At 71.4% G+C, this 18,463-nt stretch carries 14 protein-coding genes and 2 pseudogenes; 4 read left to right on the plus strand and 12 right to left on the minus strand.

All coding sequences use genetic code 11. The features are described 5' to 3' along the window. The 6 genes and pseudogenes from ACLEQD_RS15130 to ACLEQD_RS15155 all read right to left on the minus strand — a co-directional run. Positions 1-293 (minus strand): hypothetical protein (locus tag ACLEQD_RS15130; protein ID WP_410384683.1); only part of this gene is annotated, 293 nt, incomplete at its 3' end. Positions 294-752: 459 nt separating this feature from the next. Beyond that, a complete protein-coding gene (locus ACLEQD_RS15135; RefSeq protein WP_410384685.1) occupies positions 753-923 on the minus strand; it encodes a hypothetical protein in 171 nt (56 codons plus the stop codon). Beyond that, positions 871-2,688 carry an Ig-like domain-containing protein gene (locus ACLEQD_RS15140; RefSeq protein WP_410384687.1) on the minus strand — a complete coding sequence of 606 codons (1,818 nt, stop codon included), beginning with the start codon at positions 2,686-2,688 and terminating at the stop codon, positions 871-873. Before ACLEQD_RS15140 ends, ACLEQD_RS15135 begins: the two co-directional genes overlap by 53 nt. A 153-nt stretch (positions 2,689-2,841) precedes the next feature. Continuing rightward, a complete protein-coding gene (locus tag ACLEQD_RS15145) occupies positions 2,842-3,837 on the minus strand; it encodes a hypothetical protein (protein ID WP_410384689.1) in 996 nt (331 codons plus the stop codon). A 33-nt stretch (positions 3,838-3,870) separates the two neighbouring features. Then, positions 3,871-5,709: an ATP-binding protein gene (locus ACLEQD_RS15150; RefSeq protein WP_410384691.1), complete on the minus strand. Its 1,839-nt coding sequence runs from the start codon at positions 5,707-5,709 to the stop codon at positions 3,871-3,873. After that, positions 5,706-9,045: pseudogene (locus tag ACLEQD_RS15155) on the minus strand (response regulator). The gene ACLEQD_RS15150 and the pseudogene ACLEQD_RS15155 overlap by 4 nt, the downstream one beginning before the upstream one ends. A 196-nt stretch (positions 9,046-9,241) precedes the next feature. Between ACLEQD_RS15155 and lexA the strand changes: the two are divergent. Beyond that, positions 9,242-9,910 (plus strand): transcriptional repressor LexA, encoded by a 669-nt coding sequence (gene lexA / locus ACLEQD_RS15160; RefSeq protein ID WP_120601829.1) that lies wholly within the window; start codon positions 9,242-9,244, stop codon positions 9,908-9,910. A 91-nt stretch (positions 9,911-10,001) separates the two neighbouring features. On the opposite strand, the gene ACLEQD_RS15165 is transcribed toward lexA, so the two are convergent. The 5 genes from ACLEQD_RS15165 to ACLEQD_RS15185 form a co-directional block, all read right to left on the minus strand. Then, complete coding sequence (locus ACLEQD_RS15165; RefSeq protein WP_410384693.1) at positions 10,002-10,571, minus strand: imm11 family protein; 570 nt, start codon at positions 10,569-10,571, stop codon at positions 10,002-10,004. A 14-nt stretch (positions 10,572-10,585) separates the two neighbouring features. After that, the gene (locus ACLEQD_RS15170; protein WP_410384694.1) at positions 10,586-11,914 is read right to left on the minus strand and encodes an AHH domain-containing protein; all 1,329 of its coding nucleotides are present in this window, start codon (positions 11,912-11,914) and stop codon (positions 10,586-10,588) included. An 8-nt stretch (positions 11,915-11,922) separates the two neighbouring features. Beyond that, complete coding sequence (locus ACLEQD_RS15175) at positions 11,923-13,065, minus strand: tetratricopeptide repeat protein (RefSeq protein ID WP_410384696.1); 1,143 nt, start codon at positions 13,063-13,065, stop codon at positions 11,923-11,925. Positions 13,066-13,082: 17 nt separating this feature from the next. Further along, the gene (locus ACLEQD_RS15180; protein ID WP_410384698.1) at positions 13,083-14,018 is read right to left on the minus strand and encodes a hypothetical protein; all 936 of its coding nucleotides are present in this window, start codon (positions 14,016-14,018) and stop codon (positions 13,083-13,085) included. A 188-nt stretch (positions 14,019-14,206) separates the two neighbouring features. Next, positions 14,207-14,989, minus strand: a complete 783-nt coding sequence (locus ACLEQD_RS15185) for an SDR family NAD(P)-dependent oxidoreductase (RefSeq protein ID WP_410384699.1) — start codon at positions 14,987-14,989, stop codon at positions 14,207-14,209. Between the two features lie 235 nt (positions 14,990-15,224). Here ACLEQD_RS15185 and ACLEQD_RS15190 point away from each other — a divergent pair. The 3 genes and pseudogenes from ACLEQD_RS15190 to ACLEQD_RS15200 form a co-directional block, all read left to right on the plus strand. Further along, a pseudogene (locus tag ACLEQD_RS15190) lies at positions 15,225-15,569 on the plus strand (AMP-binding protein); the annotation flags it as partial. Between the two features lie 106 nt (positions 15,570-15,675). Continuing rightward, a complete protein-coding gene (locus ACLEQD_RS15195) occupies positions 15,676-16,671 on the plus strand; it encodes an AMP-binding protein (RefSeq protein WP_410384704.1) in 996 nt (331 codons plus the stop codon). Continuing rightward, the gene (locus ACLEQD_RS15200) at positions 16,668-17,669 is read left to right on the plus strand and encodes a 2-dehydropantoate 2-reductase (RefSeq protein WP_410384701.1); all 1,002 of its coding nucleotides are present in this window, start codon (positions 16,668-16,670) and stop codon (positions 17,667-17,669) included. Before ACLEQD_RS15195 ends, ACLEQD_RS15200 begins: the two co-directional genes overlap by 4 nt. A gap of 360 nt (positions 17,670-18,029) precedes the next feature. Here the strand turns inward: ACLEQD_RS15200 and ACLEQD_RS15205 are convergent. After that, on the minus strand, positions 18,030-18,463 hold a 434-nt coding region (locus ACLEQD_RS15205), incomplete at its 5' end, for a M23 family metallopeptidase (RefSeq protein ID WP_410384702.1).

The following is an 18,463-nucleotide window of genomic DNA, read 5'->3' on the forward strand; positions in this document are numbered from 1 at the left end:
GAGGGGCGCGCGGGCGGAGGACGCACGGCGAAGTCCTGGAGGACGGCGGCGCCCCAGGGCACCTCCACGGTCGCGGTCCGGGGGACCACCTGGCTGGACGGCGGCAGGCTGCGCGGATCCACCTTCAGCGCATGGCGTCCGGGGCGCAGGTGCGGGCCGTCGGTCAGGTCCGGTACGCGCGAGTCCACGCCGGTGAGGTGGTAGCGGCCGAAGGCATCGGTGCGCACCTCGCGGCCAGTGGCCAGCACCAGCCGCACGTCCGCGAGCCGGCTCGTCGGGGCCGCAGAGCCCATCTCCGTCCACGTCCACGCAGACGCGCCCCGCGAGGGTCGACGCCTGCGCGGGCAGGTCCGAGGACAGCGCCTGCGCGGACGCCACGGACGCCAGCAGGACCCAAACCAAGGCGGCGCAGTGGCCAGCCGCCATCCGCCAGGCCCGTGCCGAATGCGTCCTCCGGCGTGACTTGTCTTCGAGCTCCGGCTGGGCCCCGCGTGTCACTGGAATGGGCCCGAGCATGCCGGTGGACATGGGCACTGACAGGCACGCCGATGCTCCTGCCCGGGCATCGCGTTTCGCCGTCCCGGGCACGCGCAAGCCCGTGAGCGCTTCCTGGCGCGGAAGCGGCGCGGTTCGGACCTCACCTGTCCCGGACGCGCCCACTCCGGTGGCTCCAGCCGCCTCGCCGCGCGCAGGCGCCTCCTCCCGGCCGCTCCCGGCCGCGAGCACCTGGCCATGCGCCGGGCGCGGAGACCTCAAGGCCGCACCTCTTCCACCGCCGTCACGCCGGTGCGCACGTCCGCCACGGACACGCTCACGGGGCCCCGAGCGCCGCGCACGGTGAAGCGCGTGAGCCCGTCCTGCACGGACTGGTCACCCCGTTCGCCCTCGGACAGCGCGACGTGCACCGGCCGGTCCTTCAGCACCTGGCCGCTCGCATCCTCCACCCAGCACGTCACCCGCGCGCCCTCCACGCGCACCCGCACGTTGACCGGCAGCGGCGGCGCCACGCCGCACCTGCCGCACCACGGGCGCGGGCACCAGCGGCGCGGACTCCGGGAACACCGGCCCTTGCGGCCCCAGCACGTGCACCGTGACGTCGAGCCCTGGCCACACGCCGTGCGACACGCGCACCTTGCCGGGCACCACCGCGCCCACGTCCACCGTCCCGTCCTCCCCTGTCACCTTCTCCACGCCGTTCACCCGGAGCGGCTGCCGGGGGACCGGCCACCCCGCCAGGTCCACCACGCCCGCGACGAGCGACGGGCCCCGCCGCCACACCGCGAGCCGCGCGGGCTCCGTGCCTGTCGGACCGTAGGCGCGCACCGTCACCTCCGCGCTTCCCTCCCCCTCCCTCTCTGGCGCGGTCCAGGGAATCGTGAACGTCCCCGGCGGGGACTCCACCGCCGGGCCCGCCGTTCCCAGCGTCGACGACAGCGCCACCTCCGCATCCGCGCGGGGCTGCCCGGACGCATCCCGCGCCGTCACCACCACGCGCGCCGTCGTGCCCGCGTGCACCAGGGGCTCGGACAGCGACACCGTCACGTCGCGCACCGCGCCCTGCACCAACTGCATCGGCAGCGACTCGCGCGAGCCGGGGCCCCGCTGCGGCCACGCCGCTTCGATGCGCTCATCCTCCGCGAGCGTGCGCGGCGCCGTGTAGCGCCACTCCAGCATGCCGTTCGGGTCGCGCTGGGGCCCTTCCAGCCGGCCGTACTTCGCCTTCACCGTGACGCGCGCGTCCGCCACGGGGAGCCCCTTCGGATCACTGGTCGCGCACAGCAGCCGGGCCTGGGACACGCCGTCCGCGGGCAGCCGCTGCGGGTTGAGCACGCACGCCAGGCCATCCGTGGGCGGCAGCCGCAGGTCGATGGCGAGGCGCTCCACGTGGCCCGAATCGTCCTTCACCTCGCCCCGCGCCAGCGAGTAGCCGGGGGGCACCACCAGCGGCAGCACGAAGCGTCCGTCCGCGTCCACCGGCACGGGCCCGAAGCGCTTGCCCGCCACCTCCAGCGACACCTGCCCGCCGGGTTCGCTCCGGCCGGGCAGGTCCACCGCCGTCGCCAGCGGCACCAGCAGCCGCCCATACGCCCCGTGCACCGACTGTGGATGCGGCCACGCGGACAGCGCCACCAGGATGGCCGCCTCGGGCAGGCGCGTCAGGGGCAGCACATAGCGAGCGGTGTACGTGCCCGGCCCCGTGTGCTGGAGGTCCTTCACCTGCCCGGTGCTCGCGCGCAGCACCGGCGGCGCGCCGCTGTCGTCCGGCGTCCCATCCGGGCGCAGCCGCCGCACGGTGAGCGTCGCCTCCGTGTCGCGCCCCTTCACGGGCAGCGCGGGCTCCAGCGACAGCGCCATGTGGCTCGCGGGCGGCCCCACGTCATAGCGGGCCTGGGCCACCTCGCCGTCGCCCTTCACGCGCACCACCACCTCGCGCGCCCGGGCCTTCGGCACCACGACCCAGGTGCGCAGCGGCGGCGCGTCCGGTCCGGGCTTGAGCTCCGCGCCCTCCGCCGTCACCGAGGACGGGGTGAACGCCACCGGCTGGCCCCCGGCGTCCCGGCGCACCACCGCGACCGTGAAGCCCTCTGGAGGCACGGGCACGTCCGGGCCGAGCAGCTCCAGCGAAGCCGCCCAGACCGGGGCACAGATCAACACCAGCGCGGAGAGCAGGAGACGTTCCAGGGCCACCCGACTCTACAAGGCCCTCCGCCGGGACTGCACCACTTTGCTGCCGCTGGCCACGGGAAGGGGCCGCCCGTCGGCCCCGGGGAAGGCTCCACCCTCCCGCCCCACCCAGCAGGTGGGCCCGTCCCGGGAGGACCCACGGGCCCGGCTGGCGGATCAGGGCGGGGGGGCGCCAACGGTCTCGTTGAAGATGCGGGAATCGACCTCGATCGTCCCCGGCTTCTTCCTTGGCGGCGGCGGTGCGACCAGGGTCAGCTCCCGCTGCGCGTCCTCGCGCGCGCCGCCCACCCCCACGGCGCTCACCTGGACCTTGTTGCTGCCCTTCTTGAGCGCGACGTTGACCGTGAAGTTCCCTTCCTCGTCCGTCGGCACGCTGACGCCGTCCACCGTCACCCGGCTGCCCGGCTCCGTGCGGCCGGCCACGGCGACCTCGGGCTTGCGCTGCGTCTTGCCGGCGGGCCACTCCATCTTCAGGAACACGGTGCTGGGGATGGGAGACGGCTCGGTAGGGCCCTGGCCGGGACGGACGATGGACCGCTGGCCGGCGCGGACGATGACGTACTTGCCCTCCTTGCCCGTCAGCTTCACGTCACCCTCGCGGGTGCCCACGCTCACCGTGCCCTTGCCGTTGTTGGTCATGGTGAAGGCACCCTGGGAGGTGCTGGCCTCCGCGTCGCCGCCCTTCGCCTTCAGGACGAAGGTGTGGCGGACGTTGGGGCGGCCCCGCACGGTGGCGGTGGCCAGACCGCTGCCCAGGAGCACCTTCGACAATTCGTCCGACAGCTCCTCCACGGAGATCTCCGTGTCGGCCTCCATGCGCAGCTCCACGGACTCGCCGTTGAGCACCACCGCCCAGGACCCGCGGCCGGTGCGCACCACGTCCGTGGGCCGCAGCGGCATGTCCTTCCGGGCGGGCTCCCACTCGCCCGTGCCGTGCTTCACCTCCACGGTGCCCTCGAAGGAGCTCAGCACCAGCTCCACGGCCTTCTTCGCCTCCGCGGCCGTGACGGTGGCGCGGGGCTGCGAGGGCGGCGGCAGCGGGGCGGGCGTCTCTCGCAGGAAGACGAACCAGCCCACCGGCAGCGCGGCCAGGATGAGCACGAGCCCGACGAGGAACGGCGCCTGTCGCCTGCGAGATGGGGGAGCGGCCATGCGAAGCCCCTAGCTAGCACACCCCGGCGGCTTCTATGCCCGGGGCAGCACGATGGTGAACCGGGCCCCCTGCCCTGCCTCCGAGCGGACCTCCAGCGTCCCCCCGGCCTCCGTGACGATGCGCCACGCGACGCTCAGGCCCAGGCCCACATTGGACCAGACGTCCTTGGTGGTGAAGAAGGGCTCGAAGATGCGCGGCCGGATGTGCTCCGCGATGCCCTTGCCCGTGTCCTCCACCTCCAGGACGCACATCCCGTCGCGCTCGCCCGTGCGCAGCGTGAGCCGCTTCACCGGCGTCTTCAGCATCGCGGTGCGCGCGTTGGACAGGAGCGCCAGCACCACCTGCGACAGGTGCCCGGGGTCCGCCTTCACGCGGGGCACTTCCGCGCTCAGCTCCGTCACCAGGTCCACGCCCTCGCCGCGCGTCTGGTTCTCCGTGAGGCTCAGCGCGTCGCGCACCACCGCGTTCAGGTCCACGGGCCGCAGGTCCGGGCGCTCGCGCTGCTGGGAGAAGCGCAGCAGGTTCTGGGTGATGTCCTTGCAGCGCTTGGCGCTCTGCTCAATCTTCCGCAGCGTCTCGAAGTCCACGTCGTCCGCCGCCCGGTCCAGGAGCAGGAGCTGCACGTTGCCCAGGATGCCGGCCAGCGGGTTGTTGATTTCGTGCGCCACGCCCGCGCCCAGCTGGCCCACCGCCGCCAGCTTCTGCGCCTCCACCAGCTGCAGCTGCGCCGCCCGCAGGTCCGCCGTGGCCTCCTCCACCCGGACGCGCAGGTCGTCGTTCCAGCTCATGAGCCGCGCGCGAGACGCCTCCAGCTCCTCGCCCATGCGGTTGAAGGTGGACGCCAGCTCGCTCAGCTCGTCCTGGCCCTCCACCGGCAGGCGGCGCTCCAGCTCGCCGCGGCCATAGGCCTCCGCGCCCTGCACCACCTGCGCGAGCCGCCGGTCCAACCGCCGGGTGAAGAGCGCGCCCAGGGCCAGCAGCACCAGCAGCGCGCCCGCCACCGACGCGAGCACCGTGGCGCGCAGCTCCCGCACCGGCGTCAGCGCCAGGGCCTCGTCCTCCGTCACGACGACGCCCATCTCCAGCGTGTCCACCCACGCCACGCTCACCCGGCGCGCGGGGTTCTTCAGCTGGAAGCCGCGTCCGCCGTCCGTGCCCCGGACGGACGTCAGCGCCTCCCGCAGCTCCGGCTCCAGCGCCGCCATGCGCCGCGCGGCCTGGGAGCTGGCCACGACGCGCCCCCCGGTGTCCACCACGTCCAGCCGCTGCCCGTCGCTCGCACGCCGCGCGAGCAGCGCCTCCAACTGGGTGAAGACGAGCTCCGCGACGGCGTACGGCGCCTCCTCGGAAGCCCCCAGCTTCACCGCCACCGCCACCGCGGCCACGCCCGAGCCCGCGTGCACGTACGCGCTGCCCAGCGCCGCCTGGCCCTTGCCCCCGTCCCGGAACTGCTCCACCGGCACCGCGTGCGCCAGCTGGGGCACGCTCGCGGCGTCGAAGGCAGGATGGCGCTCGAGCGGCTCCGCGCTCCGGAACACCGCGGGCCCCAGGGGCTGCCCGTTCGCGTCCACCTGGATGACCGCGCTCACCGTGGTGGACTGGCCGTAGAGGAGCAGCAGCATGCCGCGCACCTCGTCGGGCGTGGCGCGCTCCCAGGGCAGCAGCTCCGCGGACCGGGCGAGGCCGTTGACGACCTCCATCAGGCTGGCCTCCACCGCCTCCGCGGTGGCGGTGGCGAGCTCGCGCTGCTGATCATCGATGCGCTGCGCGAGCGCCTGCTCCGAGCGCGACAAGAGCAGGAAGCCCACGATGGCCAGGGGCAGCACCGTCGCGGCGAGCATGAAGAGGATGAGCTGCTGGTAGAGCCTCATCCGGTGACGGAGCGGACCACGCGCTCCAGGTCGCTGCGCAGGAAGACGGAGCCGGGAATGGCCTTCGCCCGCTTCTTCATGTCCGCGGCCCGGCGCGCCAGCTCCGCGTGGTCATGCGCGACGCCGTCCGTCATCACCGCCACCACGGACACGCTCATGATGGGGAACTGGCGCATCTCCCCGAAGCGGTCCTCCGCCTGGATGTGGCCGCGCTCCCGGTCCTGCCGGTCGTAGTACAGCGGGATGATCCGGTCGAAGGCTTCAATGGCCCGCTGGCACACCCGGTCCACCGACTCCACGGAGGTGATGAACACGAAGTCGTCCCCGGCCACGTGGCCCAGGAAGTCCCCCGCGGCGCCTTCCTGCTGGAAGATCTCCCGCATGAGGTCGCCCGTCTGGCGCACCACGCCGTCCGCCTTCGCGAAGCCGTAGTAGTCGTTGTAGGCCTTGAGGTTGTCCAGGTCCAGGTAGCAGAACGCGAACGGCTGGCGCGCGCCCAGCCGGCGCTGCACCTCGCGCTCGATGGCGGTGGACCCGGGCAGCTGCGTGGTGGGCGACGAGGACAGCTCCTGCTCCTTGCGCCGCAGCATGCTCTCCACGCGCGCGCCCAGCTCCAGCGCGTCGAAGGGCTTGGTGATGTAGTCGTCCCCGCCCAGCTTCAGCGCGCGGACCTTGGACGACGTCTCCGTGCGCGCGGAGATGAAGATGACGGAGATGTGGCCGCTGGCGCGCTCGGCCTTGATCTCCTCCAGGAACGCGAACCCGTCGCCGTCCGGCAGCGTGACGTCCAGGAGCACCGCGTCCGGCCTGCGCTCGCGCATGGAGCGCCGGCCCTCCTCCACGCTGTGCGCGACGCCGACCTCGAAGCCCAGCCCCTCCAGCACCTCGCGGCAGATGAAGGCGATCTTCACGTCGTCGTCCACCACCAGCACGCGCCCGTGCTGCGCCCCGGCGCGGCCCCGCGCGAGCGAGTCCACCGTGGCCAGCAGCTTGTCGCCGGCCAGGGGGCGCACGAGGAACGCGTCCGCGCCGGCCCGGAAGGCGCGCTGGCGCGTCGTCGAACGCGGAGGTGAGCAGCAGCGGCGCGCGGCGCGTCTCCGGATCATGCCGGAGGATTTCGGCCAGCCGCAGGCCGTCCACGTCCGGCAGCCGCACCGACACCAGCACCACGTCCGGGTGCAGGTTGCGCGCGGCGGAGAGCCCCTCCTCCGCGGAGCCCGCCAGGCGCACCCGGTAGCCCCGGGCGCCCAGCAGGGCCTTCATGATGTGGCCCACCTCGGGCTCGCCCTCGATGATGAGCACCTTGCCGCGCGTGTCCGCGCGGATGGGCTGCGGCGACGGCAGGAGCGTGTCCACGGCCGCCTGCGACAGCATGTCCGGGGGCGGCTCGGTGGGCAGGACAGCGATGAAGCGCACGCCGTCGTGGGAGGGCTCGGACCAGATGCGGCCGCCGTGGGCCTCCACGATGTTGCGGCAGATGGGCAGGCCCAGGCCGGTGCCGCGCACGGTGCGGTTCGCCTGGGTGCGGGCCTGCTCGAAGCGGTCGAAGATGCGCTCCAGGCTCTCTTCCGGGATGGGGTCGCCGCTGTTCCAGCAGGAGAGCACCACGTAGCCGGGCAGGCTGGACGTGGCGCGCAGCTCCACGCGCACCTCGCCGCCCTCCGGCGTGAACTTCACCGCGTTGTTGAGCAGGTTGTTGAGCACCTGGTTCACGCGGTTGGGGTCCACCATGGCGCGCAGCGGGTGCTGCGGCAGCAGCGGCACGACGCGGATGTGCTTCTCCGCGAAGGCGGGCCCGTACTTCTCCACCACGCGCTGGACCAGCTCCTCCAGGTAGATGCGCTCGAAGCTCATCTTCAGCCGGCCCTGCGCGTACTTCGACAGGTCCAGCAGGTCGTCCACGATGCTGTTGAGCTTCTCCGCGGAGTCCTTGGCCAGCGACAGGTAGCGGTGCTGCCGCTCGTTGATGTCCCCCGCCATCCGGTTGAGCACCAGGTCCAGCGCGCCGGTGATGGAGGTGAGCGGCGTGCGCAGCTCGTGGCTCACCATGGACACGAAGGTGTCCTTGCGCTCCTCCAGCCGCTTCTGGTCGGTGATGTCGCGCAGCACCACGCACACGCCGCGCAGGGTGCCGCGCGCGTCGTTGACGGGCGTCACGGTGGTCTGCACGGTGCGCTCGAAGAGCTTCACGTCCTCGCGCAGCACCTGGTGGCCGCTGTACTCCAGGTTGCGCACCAGCTGGAACGGCTGGAAGCCCAGGCGCTCCTCCAGGAGGCGGTTGGAGGGCACCTGCCCCTCCTCCCCCGCACGCAGGATGCGGCGGGCCGCGGGGTTCATCACCACGATGTCGTTCTTCTCGTCGGTGAGCACCACGCCGTCCGCCATGGACGCGACCATGCGCTCCATGCGGTGGCGGGCCTCTTCCTCCGCGCTGCGCAGCGACTGGATGGCGTCCGCCGTCTGGTTGGCGAGCACGTCCAACAGCAGCCCGTCGTCCTCCGTGAACGCGTCCGCGCGGTGGGAGAACAGCGACAGCATGCCCACGGGCTTGCCCGCGGCGGTGAGGTTCACCGTGAGCTGGTTGGGGTAGACGACGGGGGACGCGGAGTCCTTCGTGGTGGTGCCGGTGACGCGGGTGATGACCCGGTCCTCCGGGAGCGTCAGGCCGCTGCTCTTGCGGTACGCGCCGAGCATGGACTCCTTGACGCCCAGGAGCGCCTCCTCCCCCACGTTGCCCACGCAGCGCAGGCGCAGCGTGGCGCCGCGCTGGCCGTCCGGCGCGATGAGGGCCGCGCCGCAGTCGTACGGCAGCACCCGGGCCACGGCGGTGAGCACGCGGTCGATGATGGCGTCGTAGCTGGCCGGGTCGTTCGCGCTGGCGCGGCTGACCTCGTAGAGGACGAAGAGGGCCTCCACCCGCTGGTGCAGCTGGCGGATGAGCTTCTCCTTGTCCTTCTTGAGCTGGGCGAACTCCACCGCGTTCTTCACGGTGATGAGCAGGTCGTTCACGTCCCAGGGCTTGGTGACGTAGCGGTACACCTGCCCCTGGTTGATGGCCGCGATGATGTCCTGCGGGTCCGTGTAGGCCGTCAGCAGCAGCGTGGTGACGTCCATCCCTTCCGCGCGGGCGGCGTTGACCAGGTCGATGCCGGTCATCTCCGGCATGCGCTGGTCCGTGACGAGGACGTCCACGGACTCGGTACGCAGGATTTCCAGGGCTGCCTTGCCGTGGGGAGCGGTGAGGACGCGGTAGCGTCGCTGGAACATCCGGCTGAGGATGTCCAGGACGTCGGCCTCGTCATCGACGAAGAGCAGCGTGTGGCGGAGGTCGGACACGGCGGCGCCAAGTGTACGCCGAGATCAACGCGCCTCCTCAACCCGCGAGAAGGACGGGTCGGGGGCTGCACGGCGGGTATGGGTGGGGGTACTGAACAGATTGACTCTACACGTATGTTCAGGGAGCATGGGACACTGAAATTCTGTTGCCCATCACCGCCAGAGCAGGCGGGCGACCGAGCGAAGGAGTGCGGCCATGGAAGAGCTCACGGAGCGCCAGCGCGAAATCCTGACCTTCATCGTGAAGGAGACGGAGGTCCGAGGCTTCCCCCCGACCATCCGGGAGATTGGGGAGCACATGGACATCCGCTCCACCAACGGGGTGAACGACCATCTGAAGGCCCTGGAGCGCAAGGGCTACCTGACCCGGGGCGAGCAGCAGAGCCGCTCGCTGGTGCCCACCAAGCGGGCGAGGCTGCTGTTGGGCCTGGGGATGAAGAGCCGGGAGTCGGGCATGGTGGAGATCCCCCTGCTCGGCAAGGTGGCGGCGGGTGCGCCGGCGCTGGCGCAGGAGCACATGGAGGACTCGGTCAAGATCGACAGCTTCCTCCTGGGCGGGGTGAACGGCCGGGAGGTGTTCGCGCTGAGGGTCAAGGGCCAGTCGATGATCGACGACGGCATCCACGACGGGGACTACCTCTTCGTGAAGAAGACGCCGTCGGCGCAGCCTGGGGAGATCGTCGTGGCGCTCATCGAGGACGAGGCCACGGTGAAGCGCTACTACCCGGAGAACGATCGCATCCGCTTCCAGCCTGCGAACGCGACGATGCAGCCCATCTACGTGAACCGCTCGGACTTCCGCTCCACGATGATCCTGGGGCAGGTGGTGGGCGTGTACCGGAAGCTGCAGGGCGGCCGGACGTAAGGTTGGGGGTGACGCCGCCCGGGCACGGTGGGCCCGGGCGGGAGGACTCAAGGGACGGGGCAGGCGCCGCGGTCGCTCCGGCCCGTCACCGTCAGACTTCGGTGAACCGCGTTCCCGTCGCGCGGATGCGTTCCAGGGCGAGCTTGATGTCCTCGGAGACGATGAGGGCGATGGACCACCCCCACGTCCGGAACACCCGTGCATCCCCGACCTGCGTCGGATCAATGCGCATGCCGTCGACGTCGCGATACTGCCCCACCCGGTCTGGTCGGCCATCTTGAGGCGTCCAGCGGATCACCTCCTCGGATGCTGCGTCATCGATACAGCGGATGAGCCGGGTCGCAACGAGGATGAAATACGGTTCCGCATGCCCCTGGACGTTCACGGACACGAGTTGGATGTCCTGCGCTGCCAGCTCTGACAACAGCGCTGCGACGCGCGGATGAACGACAGGCGTGCTGAAACCCGCCAGAGAGAAGTCGAGGGGCGTTCCCGGGTGCTCCACGGGAATGCTCAACGGTTGTTGAGGAGGAACAGGTTGGCCCTCCCTGAACATCCAAGGGTCGTCTACCTCGTCCCCTTGAGCATCCCGGGGAATGCCCAGCTCCCATCGCCCTGGGATGATGACGTCATCAAGAAGCCGGAAGTAGCGCCGTGGCATGGATGGCTCCGGAATCACTCGCTTCGCATGAGCAATTTGTGAAGGGCTGAGCCCTGCGTCGTGGCCTCTTGCGCCAACTTTCTGAGTTCGGCGACAAGAAATTCACGGCACTGCTCGACGCTCCGGCACCCTCGCGTTGCATCTTCCAGTCGGTCGTAGACGCGCTGATGGTAACGCTGCGAATGAGGGCCTCGGTGCCCTGGGACCTCGACGACATTCTCCGGGTCCTTCAGCTCCATCCCGGCCTTCTTGAAGATGCGCTGGAAGCGGGGAGTCCACGGTCCGCCGCGCTGAGCCGACACATTGTTCCGTACGGTCGCCAGGTGGTGCTTCTGGCTGCCGCCCCGTGACGACATGGCGACCGCGTTGGGCGCGAGGGCGATGGTGAAGCCATCCGCGCTCATGGCCACGGAGCGCACGCCCCCAATCCCCGCGTAGACGAAGCCCGCCTGGGCCTCCACCGCGAGCGCCGCCTGCGCGGAGCCGGGCAGCCCAGGTGCCTTCGCCGCGAGCCCCGCCGTGTTGCCCAGCGCCGCGGTGGCCAGCATCACGAAGACCCGCGCGGCATTCTTCCCCAGCACCTTCCCGTAGCCCTCCCCTGCTTCGCGCAGCTCGTCGAACGTCATCGCGCGGTCGGCCTGCTTCACCAGCGTCAGCCACCCGTCCAGCAGTCCCCACACCGTGTCCACGCCCAGATACGCGATGGCCGTCGCGGTCATCAGCGCCGCGATGCCCTTCGACACAGGCTCGGGCAATGACCACAACAGCAGGTACACGGTCACGGAGGCCGTCACGGTGGCCAGCACCGCTCGCGGGTTCACCACTCCGCGAAGGGCCTCCGCCGTCTCCTCCCACACCGAGTCCATCGCCAACGCCAGGGCGAGTGCATACCGGCCGTCGCTGCCCAGCAGCGGCCCCTCTTCCAAGAGCGACAGGCAGTCTCGTCCCTGCTTCTTGCGCTCGCACCAGCGCCCATAGGCACGCGTCAGCTCCGCCGACGGCTCGTCCAGCAGGTGCAGCTCCCGCGCCTCCGCTTCCCCCAGGGGACGGATCCGCCGCGTGCTCGCGTCGTACCCGAACACGCCACTGCGCTCCGGCACTCCGAACAACGTCCGGGCATCCCGCAGGGGATGCGAGAACGGACGGACATCCCGCGCGAGCGCCGTGACCGCCGCCTCGAATTCGTCCGCCTCCAGCTCCGCGTCCTCCAGTGGAGCCTCGTCCTCCACCCGGGGCGTCACGACGACGGCCTCCGCACGCCCCGTGTCCAGACGCACGAGCCGGGTGGAAGCGCAGCCCGTCAGGAGGAATGGCAGGAGCAGGCAAACCCACCCGCGATGCATCCGCGCACCTACGGGCACTTCACCACACCACCATCCGCCGCCGCCGCGGCCAGCCGGGCGCACGCGGCTTGAACAGCGGCCGTGTCCTTCAAGTCCTGCGCGAGCCTCGCGGTGGCCAGCTGCAACTCCGTGTTCTTCGCGTGCCCCGGCTCCGAGCCCAGGCTCGTCAGGATGCGCAGGGCGTCCTGCTTGCGCCCCAACGTCGTGAGCAGGTCCGCGAGCTCCTGCATCTCCCCCACGTCCGCGCCCGACACCGTGTCCAGGGCCTTCTGCAGCTCCCCTTCCGCCGCCGCGCGGTCCTCCGCCGCCAGGTGCGCCCTCGCGAGCGCCACGTGGACGATGGCGCGGTCCTTCACCTTCAGCGACTCGCCGTAGGCCTTCAGCGCTTCCTCGCGCTTGCCCAGCTTGAGCTTTATCTCCGCCACCAGCTCCCACAGCGTAGGGTCCTTGGGCGACTTCTTCGCGGCCTCCTCGTATGCCGCCGCCGCTTCCGGCAGCCGGCCCGCGCGCACCTCCGTGTCTCCCAGCGCCGTCAGCACCTCCGGCGTGCGCACGCCCTGCCCCGTCGCCTTGCGCAGCAGCCCGAGCACCTCGTCCTGCCGCCCCTGCTTCGTCAGCACGTCCACCGCCCGCACCAGCAGGTCGGACTTCGACGCCTCCGGCGCGGCTTCGGCCGCCTGCGTGAAGTCGCGCACGGCCTCGTCGTGGTCGCCGCGCTCCTCGGCCAGCTCGCCCAGCTGCTCCAGCGCGTTGAAGTCCTTTGGATGCAGCGCCAGCGCCTTCCGCAGCGACTGCCGCGCTTCGTCCTTCTTGCCCAGCTGCGCCTGGATGAACCCCAGCCGGCTCCAGTTGGTGGAGCGCTTCGGATCCAACCGCAGCGCGGCCTCGAACTCCTTCTCGGACTCCTCCAGCCGGCTCATCGACAGGAGCACCTCGCCCCTCGCGGCGGGCAGGCGCGGGTCCCCGGGTGCCAGGGCCTTCATCTCGTCGAAGGACTTGAGCGCGGCGTCGAACTGGCCCTGGAGGTACTCGGAGTTGCCCCGGAGGTAGAGCCCTTCCGCCTGGTCCTTCGGATCCATCTTCGGCGGTTCGGTGCAGGCCCCGGAGGCCAGCAAGACGAGGAGCGGCAGGGCGCGCAGACGCGAGGACATGAAAGGCTCCGGAAGACTCAGAAGTGGTATGCGATGCCGGCGTTGACATCCAGGTTGAGGCCGTCGCCCGCGCCGTCGTCGGCGAGCCCCAGCACCGCCTGCGCGATGTTCGTCCCCAGCTCCAGCTGGAAGGCCACGTGGCCCACCAGCAGGTACTCCAACCCCACGAAGCCCACCACGGACGGCAGCGGGCCCGTGTTCTGGAAGATGCCGTAGTCGCCGAACGACAGCTGCACGCCCAGGCCGAAGCCCCAGTAGGGCCGCAGGGCCGTCTCCAGGCGGTGGTAATGCCGTGCCCCCACGATGCTTGGCAGCACGTTGACCTTGCCCTCGTCGGTGCCACCGGCGCGCACCAGCGTGAAGCCCACCTGGACGAAGCCCTGCCACTCCGGGTGGAACCAGTAGCCCACCTCCAGGTCCACGCCCGGGTTCAACGACGACAGCTTGTCGATGAAGCTGTTGTTGAAGCGCAGCCCCAGCGTCAGACCGCCCCCCGGAGACGACGCGACCGCGCCGCCCAACAGCGGCCGCGCGGTGACGACCTCGCCTGGCGAATCAATCGCGACGCTCAGCTCGTCGGAGAGGGCGACGACCGTGCGCAACAGCTCGCCGTCCTCGGAGGCCTCCGCGCGCGGCCGTGCGAGCGTGCGGCCATCCTCCGTGTCCACGAGGCTCGCGCTGAAGAGGTACTGCTCGCCGAAGCGGTCCAGGCGGCCCGTGAGGACGTAGCGTGCGCCCGTCAGCGAGGACAGGGCCTGGACGCAGTCCCCCTTCTCGCAAGGGCTGTCGCCCACCAGCTCCTGCTGACGCTCGGCGCCGACCTTCGCCTGGAGCTCACGCTGGGACAGCACGCGCAGCCGGGGCGACTCCGCGAGCCGGCCCGCGATGAGCGACGTGATGCCCAGCGCGGCATCCCTCCCCGCCGCGTTGGCCGCCAGGGGGAACACCGCCACCGTGGACGGCGCCAGCGCCGCGGCCGGCGAGGGGCCCCCTGGGGTGACAGCCGGCCCCTCCTGCGCGAGGGCAGGTGACGCGAGCGACACGAGGCATGAGACGAGGAGCCAGGGGGGCGAAACACGCCCGACACTCTACCCTCCTCCTGGCCCACGCCCAGAGGTTCCGCGCCCGCTTCCCTGCCCGCTCAGGCCTGCTGGTTGAGCTTCGCCGTGAAGAAACGCACCGCGGCGCGGGGGCTGAACCGCAGCGAGAACGCCGCCAGCCGGTTGAGGAGGCCGTGGATGGAGAGGACCTCCCCCTTCATCATCGCCGCGTAGGCATGGCCTGCCACCTCGGGCGCCTCCGCCACGCCCGACCGCTTGAACAGGCGCGACTCCGCGTTGCCCGCGCGCGCGGTGAACTCCGTGCGCGTGGCGCCCGGGCAGTGGCACGTGACCGACACCCCGGTGCCGTCCAGCTCGAACGCGAGCGCCTCCGTGAACGACAGCACGAACGCCTTCGTCGCGAAGTACGTGGCCATGTACGGCCCCGGCTGGAAGCCCGCGGTGGACGCGATGTTGAGGATGCGCCCCTGCTTGCGCTCGCGCATGGGCCGCGCGAACAGGTGCGTGAGCTTCAGGAGCGCGGTGCAGTTGACCTCCACCATCTCCGCCTCGCGCGCCAGGTCCTGCTCCAGGAACGGACCGGAGGATCCAAACCCCGCGTTGTTGACGAGGAAGTCCACCGCGAGCCCCAGCTCCTGCACGCGCGCGAAGAGCTGCTCGGGTGCGGCGGGCTGGCCCAGGTCCGCTGGCAGCACGTGCGCCTTCACCCCGTGCGCCTGCTCCAGCTTGCGAGCCAGCTCCTCCAACTTCGCCACGCCGCGTGCCACGAGGATGACGTCGTGCCCATCCTTCGCGAACTGCTCCGCGAACTGAACGCCGAGTCCCGCCGACGCGCCGGTGATGAGCGCCACTTTCCGCGACATGGTGAAGCCTCCCGACGCGCCGATATAGCAGAGCGCCAGGGTCCCCGCTCCGGCGCCATCCCCGGAGCAGGACGGCCCGCGCACAAAGCGGTTGCCCACGAGGATCCACGGCCATATTCGGCAAGAGAACCCCGAGGACGTGGAGCCCGGCATGGAGCGGATGGACACCCTCGAAGCGCTGCTCGCACGCGGACGGCCGGAGGACGCAGCGCTCGGTGCGCCCGGCCGGCGGGACATGACGTACGGCGCGCTGCGGGGGCTCACCGCGAGCGTCCGCGAGCAGCTGAACGCGTGGGGCCTGGGACAGGGCGACCGCGTCGCGCTGGTGCTGCCCAACGGGCCGGAGATGGCGGCGGCCTTCCTCGCCGTGGCCGGTGCCGCGACGAGCGCGCCGCTCAACCCCGCCTACCGCGCGGACGAGCTCACATTCTACCTGGAGGATCTCCAGGCCCGTGCCCTCGTCGTGCTCGAAGGCGCGGAGGGACCGGCCCGCGAGGTCGCGCGCGCACGGAGCCTCCCGCTCATCGAATTGAGCCCGGCGCAGGATGGCGCCGCGGGGCACTTCACGCTGAAGGCCGTGCAGCCACTGTCGGGCAGGGCGCAACGTCCCGGGCCCGCCGCCGCGGACGACGTCGCGCTGGTGCTGCACCACGTCGGGCACGACGGCGCGGCCCAAGCAGGTTCCGCTGACGCAGGCGAACCTCAGCGCCTCCGCGCGGCACATCGGCGCGCAGCTGGGCCTGGGGCCCACGGATGCGTGCCTCAACATCATGCCGCTGTTCCACATCCACGGGCTCGTGGCGGCGGTGCTGTCCAGCCTGGGGGCCGGAGGCCGCGTGGTGTGCACGCCGGGCTTCAACGCCCTGCGCTTCTTCTCCTGGTTCGAGGAGGTCCGCCCCACCTGGTACACGGCCGTCCCCACCATGCATCAGGCGCTGCTGGAGCGTGCCCGCCGCAACGCGGACAGCTTGAAGGACCACCGGCTGCGCTTCATCCGGTCCTCCTCCGCGTCGCTGCCCCCGCAGGTGATGGAGGAACTGGAGCGCGTCTTCGGCGTGCCCGTCATCGAGAGCTACGGCATGACGGAGGCCGCGCACCAGATGGCCTCCAACCCGCTTCCACCGCGTCCCCGGTACGCGGGGTCGGTGGGGCTCGCCGCGGGCCCGGAGGTCGCCATCATGGACGAAGCGGGCACGCTGCTGCCTCCAGGTGCGCTCGGCGAGGTGGTCATCCGGGGCCCCAACGTCATGTCCGGCTACGTGAACAACCCCGAGGCCAACGCGCGCGCCTTCACCCACGGGTGGTTCCGCACGGGCGACCAGGGCACGCTCGACGCGCAGGGCTACCTGCGCCTCACCGGCCGGCTGAAGGAGCTGATCAATCGCGGCGGGGAGAAGGTGAGCCCGCTGGAGGTGGACACCGTGTTGCTGGATCATCCCGCCGTGCAACAGGCCGTGACGTTCGCCCTGCCCCACCCGAAGCTCGGAGAGGACGTGGCCGCCGCCGTCGTCCCGCGCGAGGGCCACAACCCCACCGAGCGCGAGCTGCGTGACTTCGTCGCGTCACGCGTGGCGGACTTCAAGGTGCCCCGCCGCATCGTCTTCCTCACGGAGCTGCCCAAGGGCCCCACCGGCAAGGTGCAGCGCATCGGGCTCGCGGAGCGGCTGGGGCTCACGTCATGAGGATCGCCATCTTCGGCGCGGGCGCCATCGGCGGGTTCCTCGGCGTCAAGCTGCTCCAGGCCGGCGCGGACGTCACCTTCATCGCGAGAGGCGCCCACCTGGACGCGATGCGCACCCACGGCGTCACGCTCACCAGCGGCGGCGAGACGGTCACCGTGCGTCCGCATTGCACGGATGCTCCCGACGACGTGGGCCCGCAGGACTACGTGTTCCTCACGCTCAAGGCCCACGCCCTGCCCGCCGCCGCGCCTCAAATCGCCCGGCTGCTGGGCCCGGGGACGGCGCTCGTCACCGGCATCAACGGCGTGCCGTACTGGTACTTCCACGGACTCGAAGGCCCGTACGCAGGCCGCCACATCGAGAGCGTGGACCCCGGCGGAGTGCTGCTGCGCACGTTGCCTCCGGAGCGCGTCATCGCCACGGTGGTGTACCCGGCGGCGGAGGTCGTCTCCCCCGGCGTCATCGTCCACACGTACAACGACCGCGTGACGCTGGGAGAACCGGACGGCAGCAAGAGCCCGCGCGCGCAGGCCCTGTCGCAGCTCATGATGAAGGCCGGGCTCAAGTCCCCCGTGCGCCCCCGCATCCGCGATGAAATCTGGGTGAAGCTCTGGGGCAACCTCGCCTTCAACCCGTTGTCGGCGCTCACCGGCGCGACGCTCGACGTCCTCGCCCGCCAGCCGGACCTGCGCGCCGTGGCGCGCGCGATGATGGTGGAGGCGCAGGTGGTGGCGGAAGTCCTGGGGGCCCGCTTCCTCATCGACGTGGATCAGCGCATCCAGGGCGCAAGCCAGGTCGGCGCGCACAAGACGTCCATGCTCCAGGACCTGGAGCGCGGGCGCCCCATGGAGATTGATGCCCTGCTGGGCGCCGTGGTGGAGCTGGGCCAGCTCGTGGGCAGGCCCATGCCCACCTGCGAGAACATCCTCGCCCTGGTGCGCGAGCGCGCCCGCCACGCCGGAGGCTACCCGCCCCGCGCGACGCCCGACGTCCCCTGAGCCTTCGGCACAGGAACGCCGTCCCAACCCATGAGAACGTGAGACGCCTGGGGAGACGGTCTGTTGGCGGCGCGGAGAACGAACTGGTCCGACTGTCGGACCAGTTGGGCAACCGTGGTCGAGCGGAGGCCGCTCAATCCGACGATCCGCTTGAACTGGTCCGACAGTCGGACCAGTTGGAGGACCGTGACTGGGCTGCGTCCGCCCCTCCGACGAACCGCTTGAACTGGTCCGACTGTCGGACCAGTTGGGGAACCGTGGCTGGGCGGGGCCAGTCAATCCGAACTGGATGAACGGTCCATCTGTCGGACCATCTAGCGGCCCACCTGGCGGAGGTGGCCGCCCTTCACGTCCAGCGGCTCAGTCGGACGCGGGCGGCATCACGCCCAGGTACTCCAGCGGATCCGCCGGCTTGCCGTCCACGCGCACCTCGAAGTGCACGTGCGGGCCGGACGTGCGGCCGGACTCGCCCACCGTGGCGATGACCTGCCCGCGCCGGACCTTCTGCCCCGTCTTCACGCGCAGGTCGCGGTTGTGCGCGTAGAGGGTAATCAGCGGCGAGGCGTGCTCCACGATGACGATGAGGCCGTAGCCCTTCTGCTCGCCCGCGTAGAGGACCGTGCCCGCCTGCGCCGTCTTGATGGGCGTGCCCGCGGGCGCCGCCAGGTCGATGCCGTCGTGCGGCTCCCTGCCCTTCTTGCCAAAGCGGCCATACAGCACGCCGCGCAGCGGCCAGTCGAGCAACCCCTGCGTCGCGAGCCTCGGACGCGACGGCGCGCCCGGCCGCCCCGACA

It is taken from the genome of Corallococcus sp. 4LFB (genome assembly GCF_046520365.1).
Lineage (GTDB): Bacteria > Myxococcota > Myxococcia > Myxococcales > Myxococcaceae > Corallococcus > Corallococcus caeni.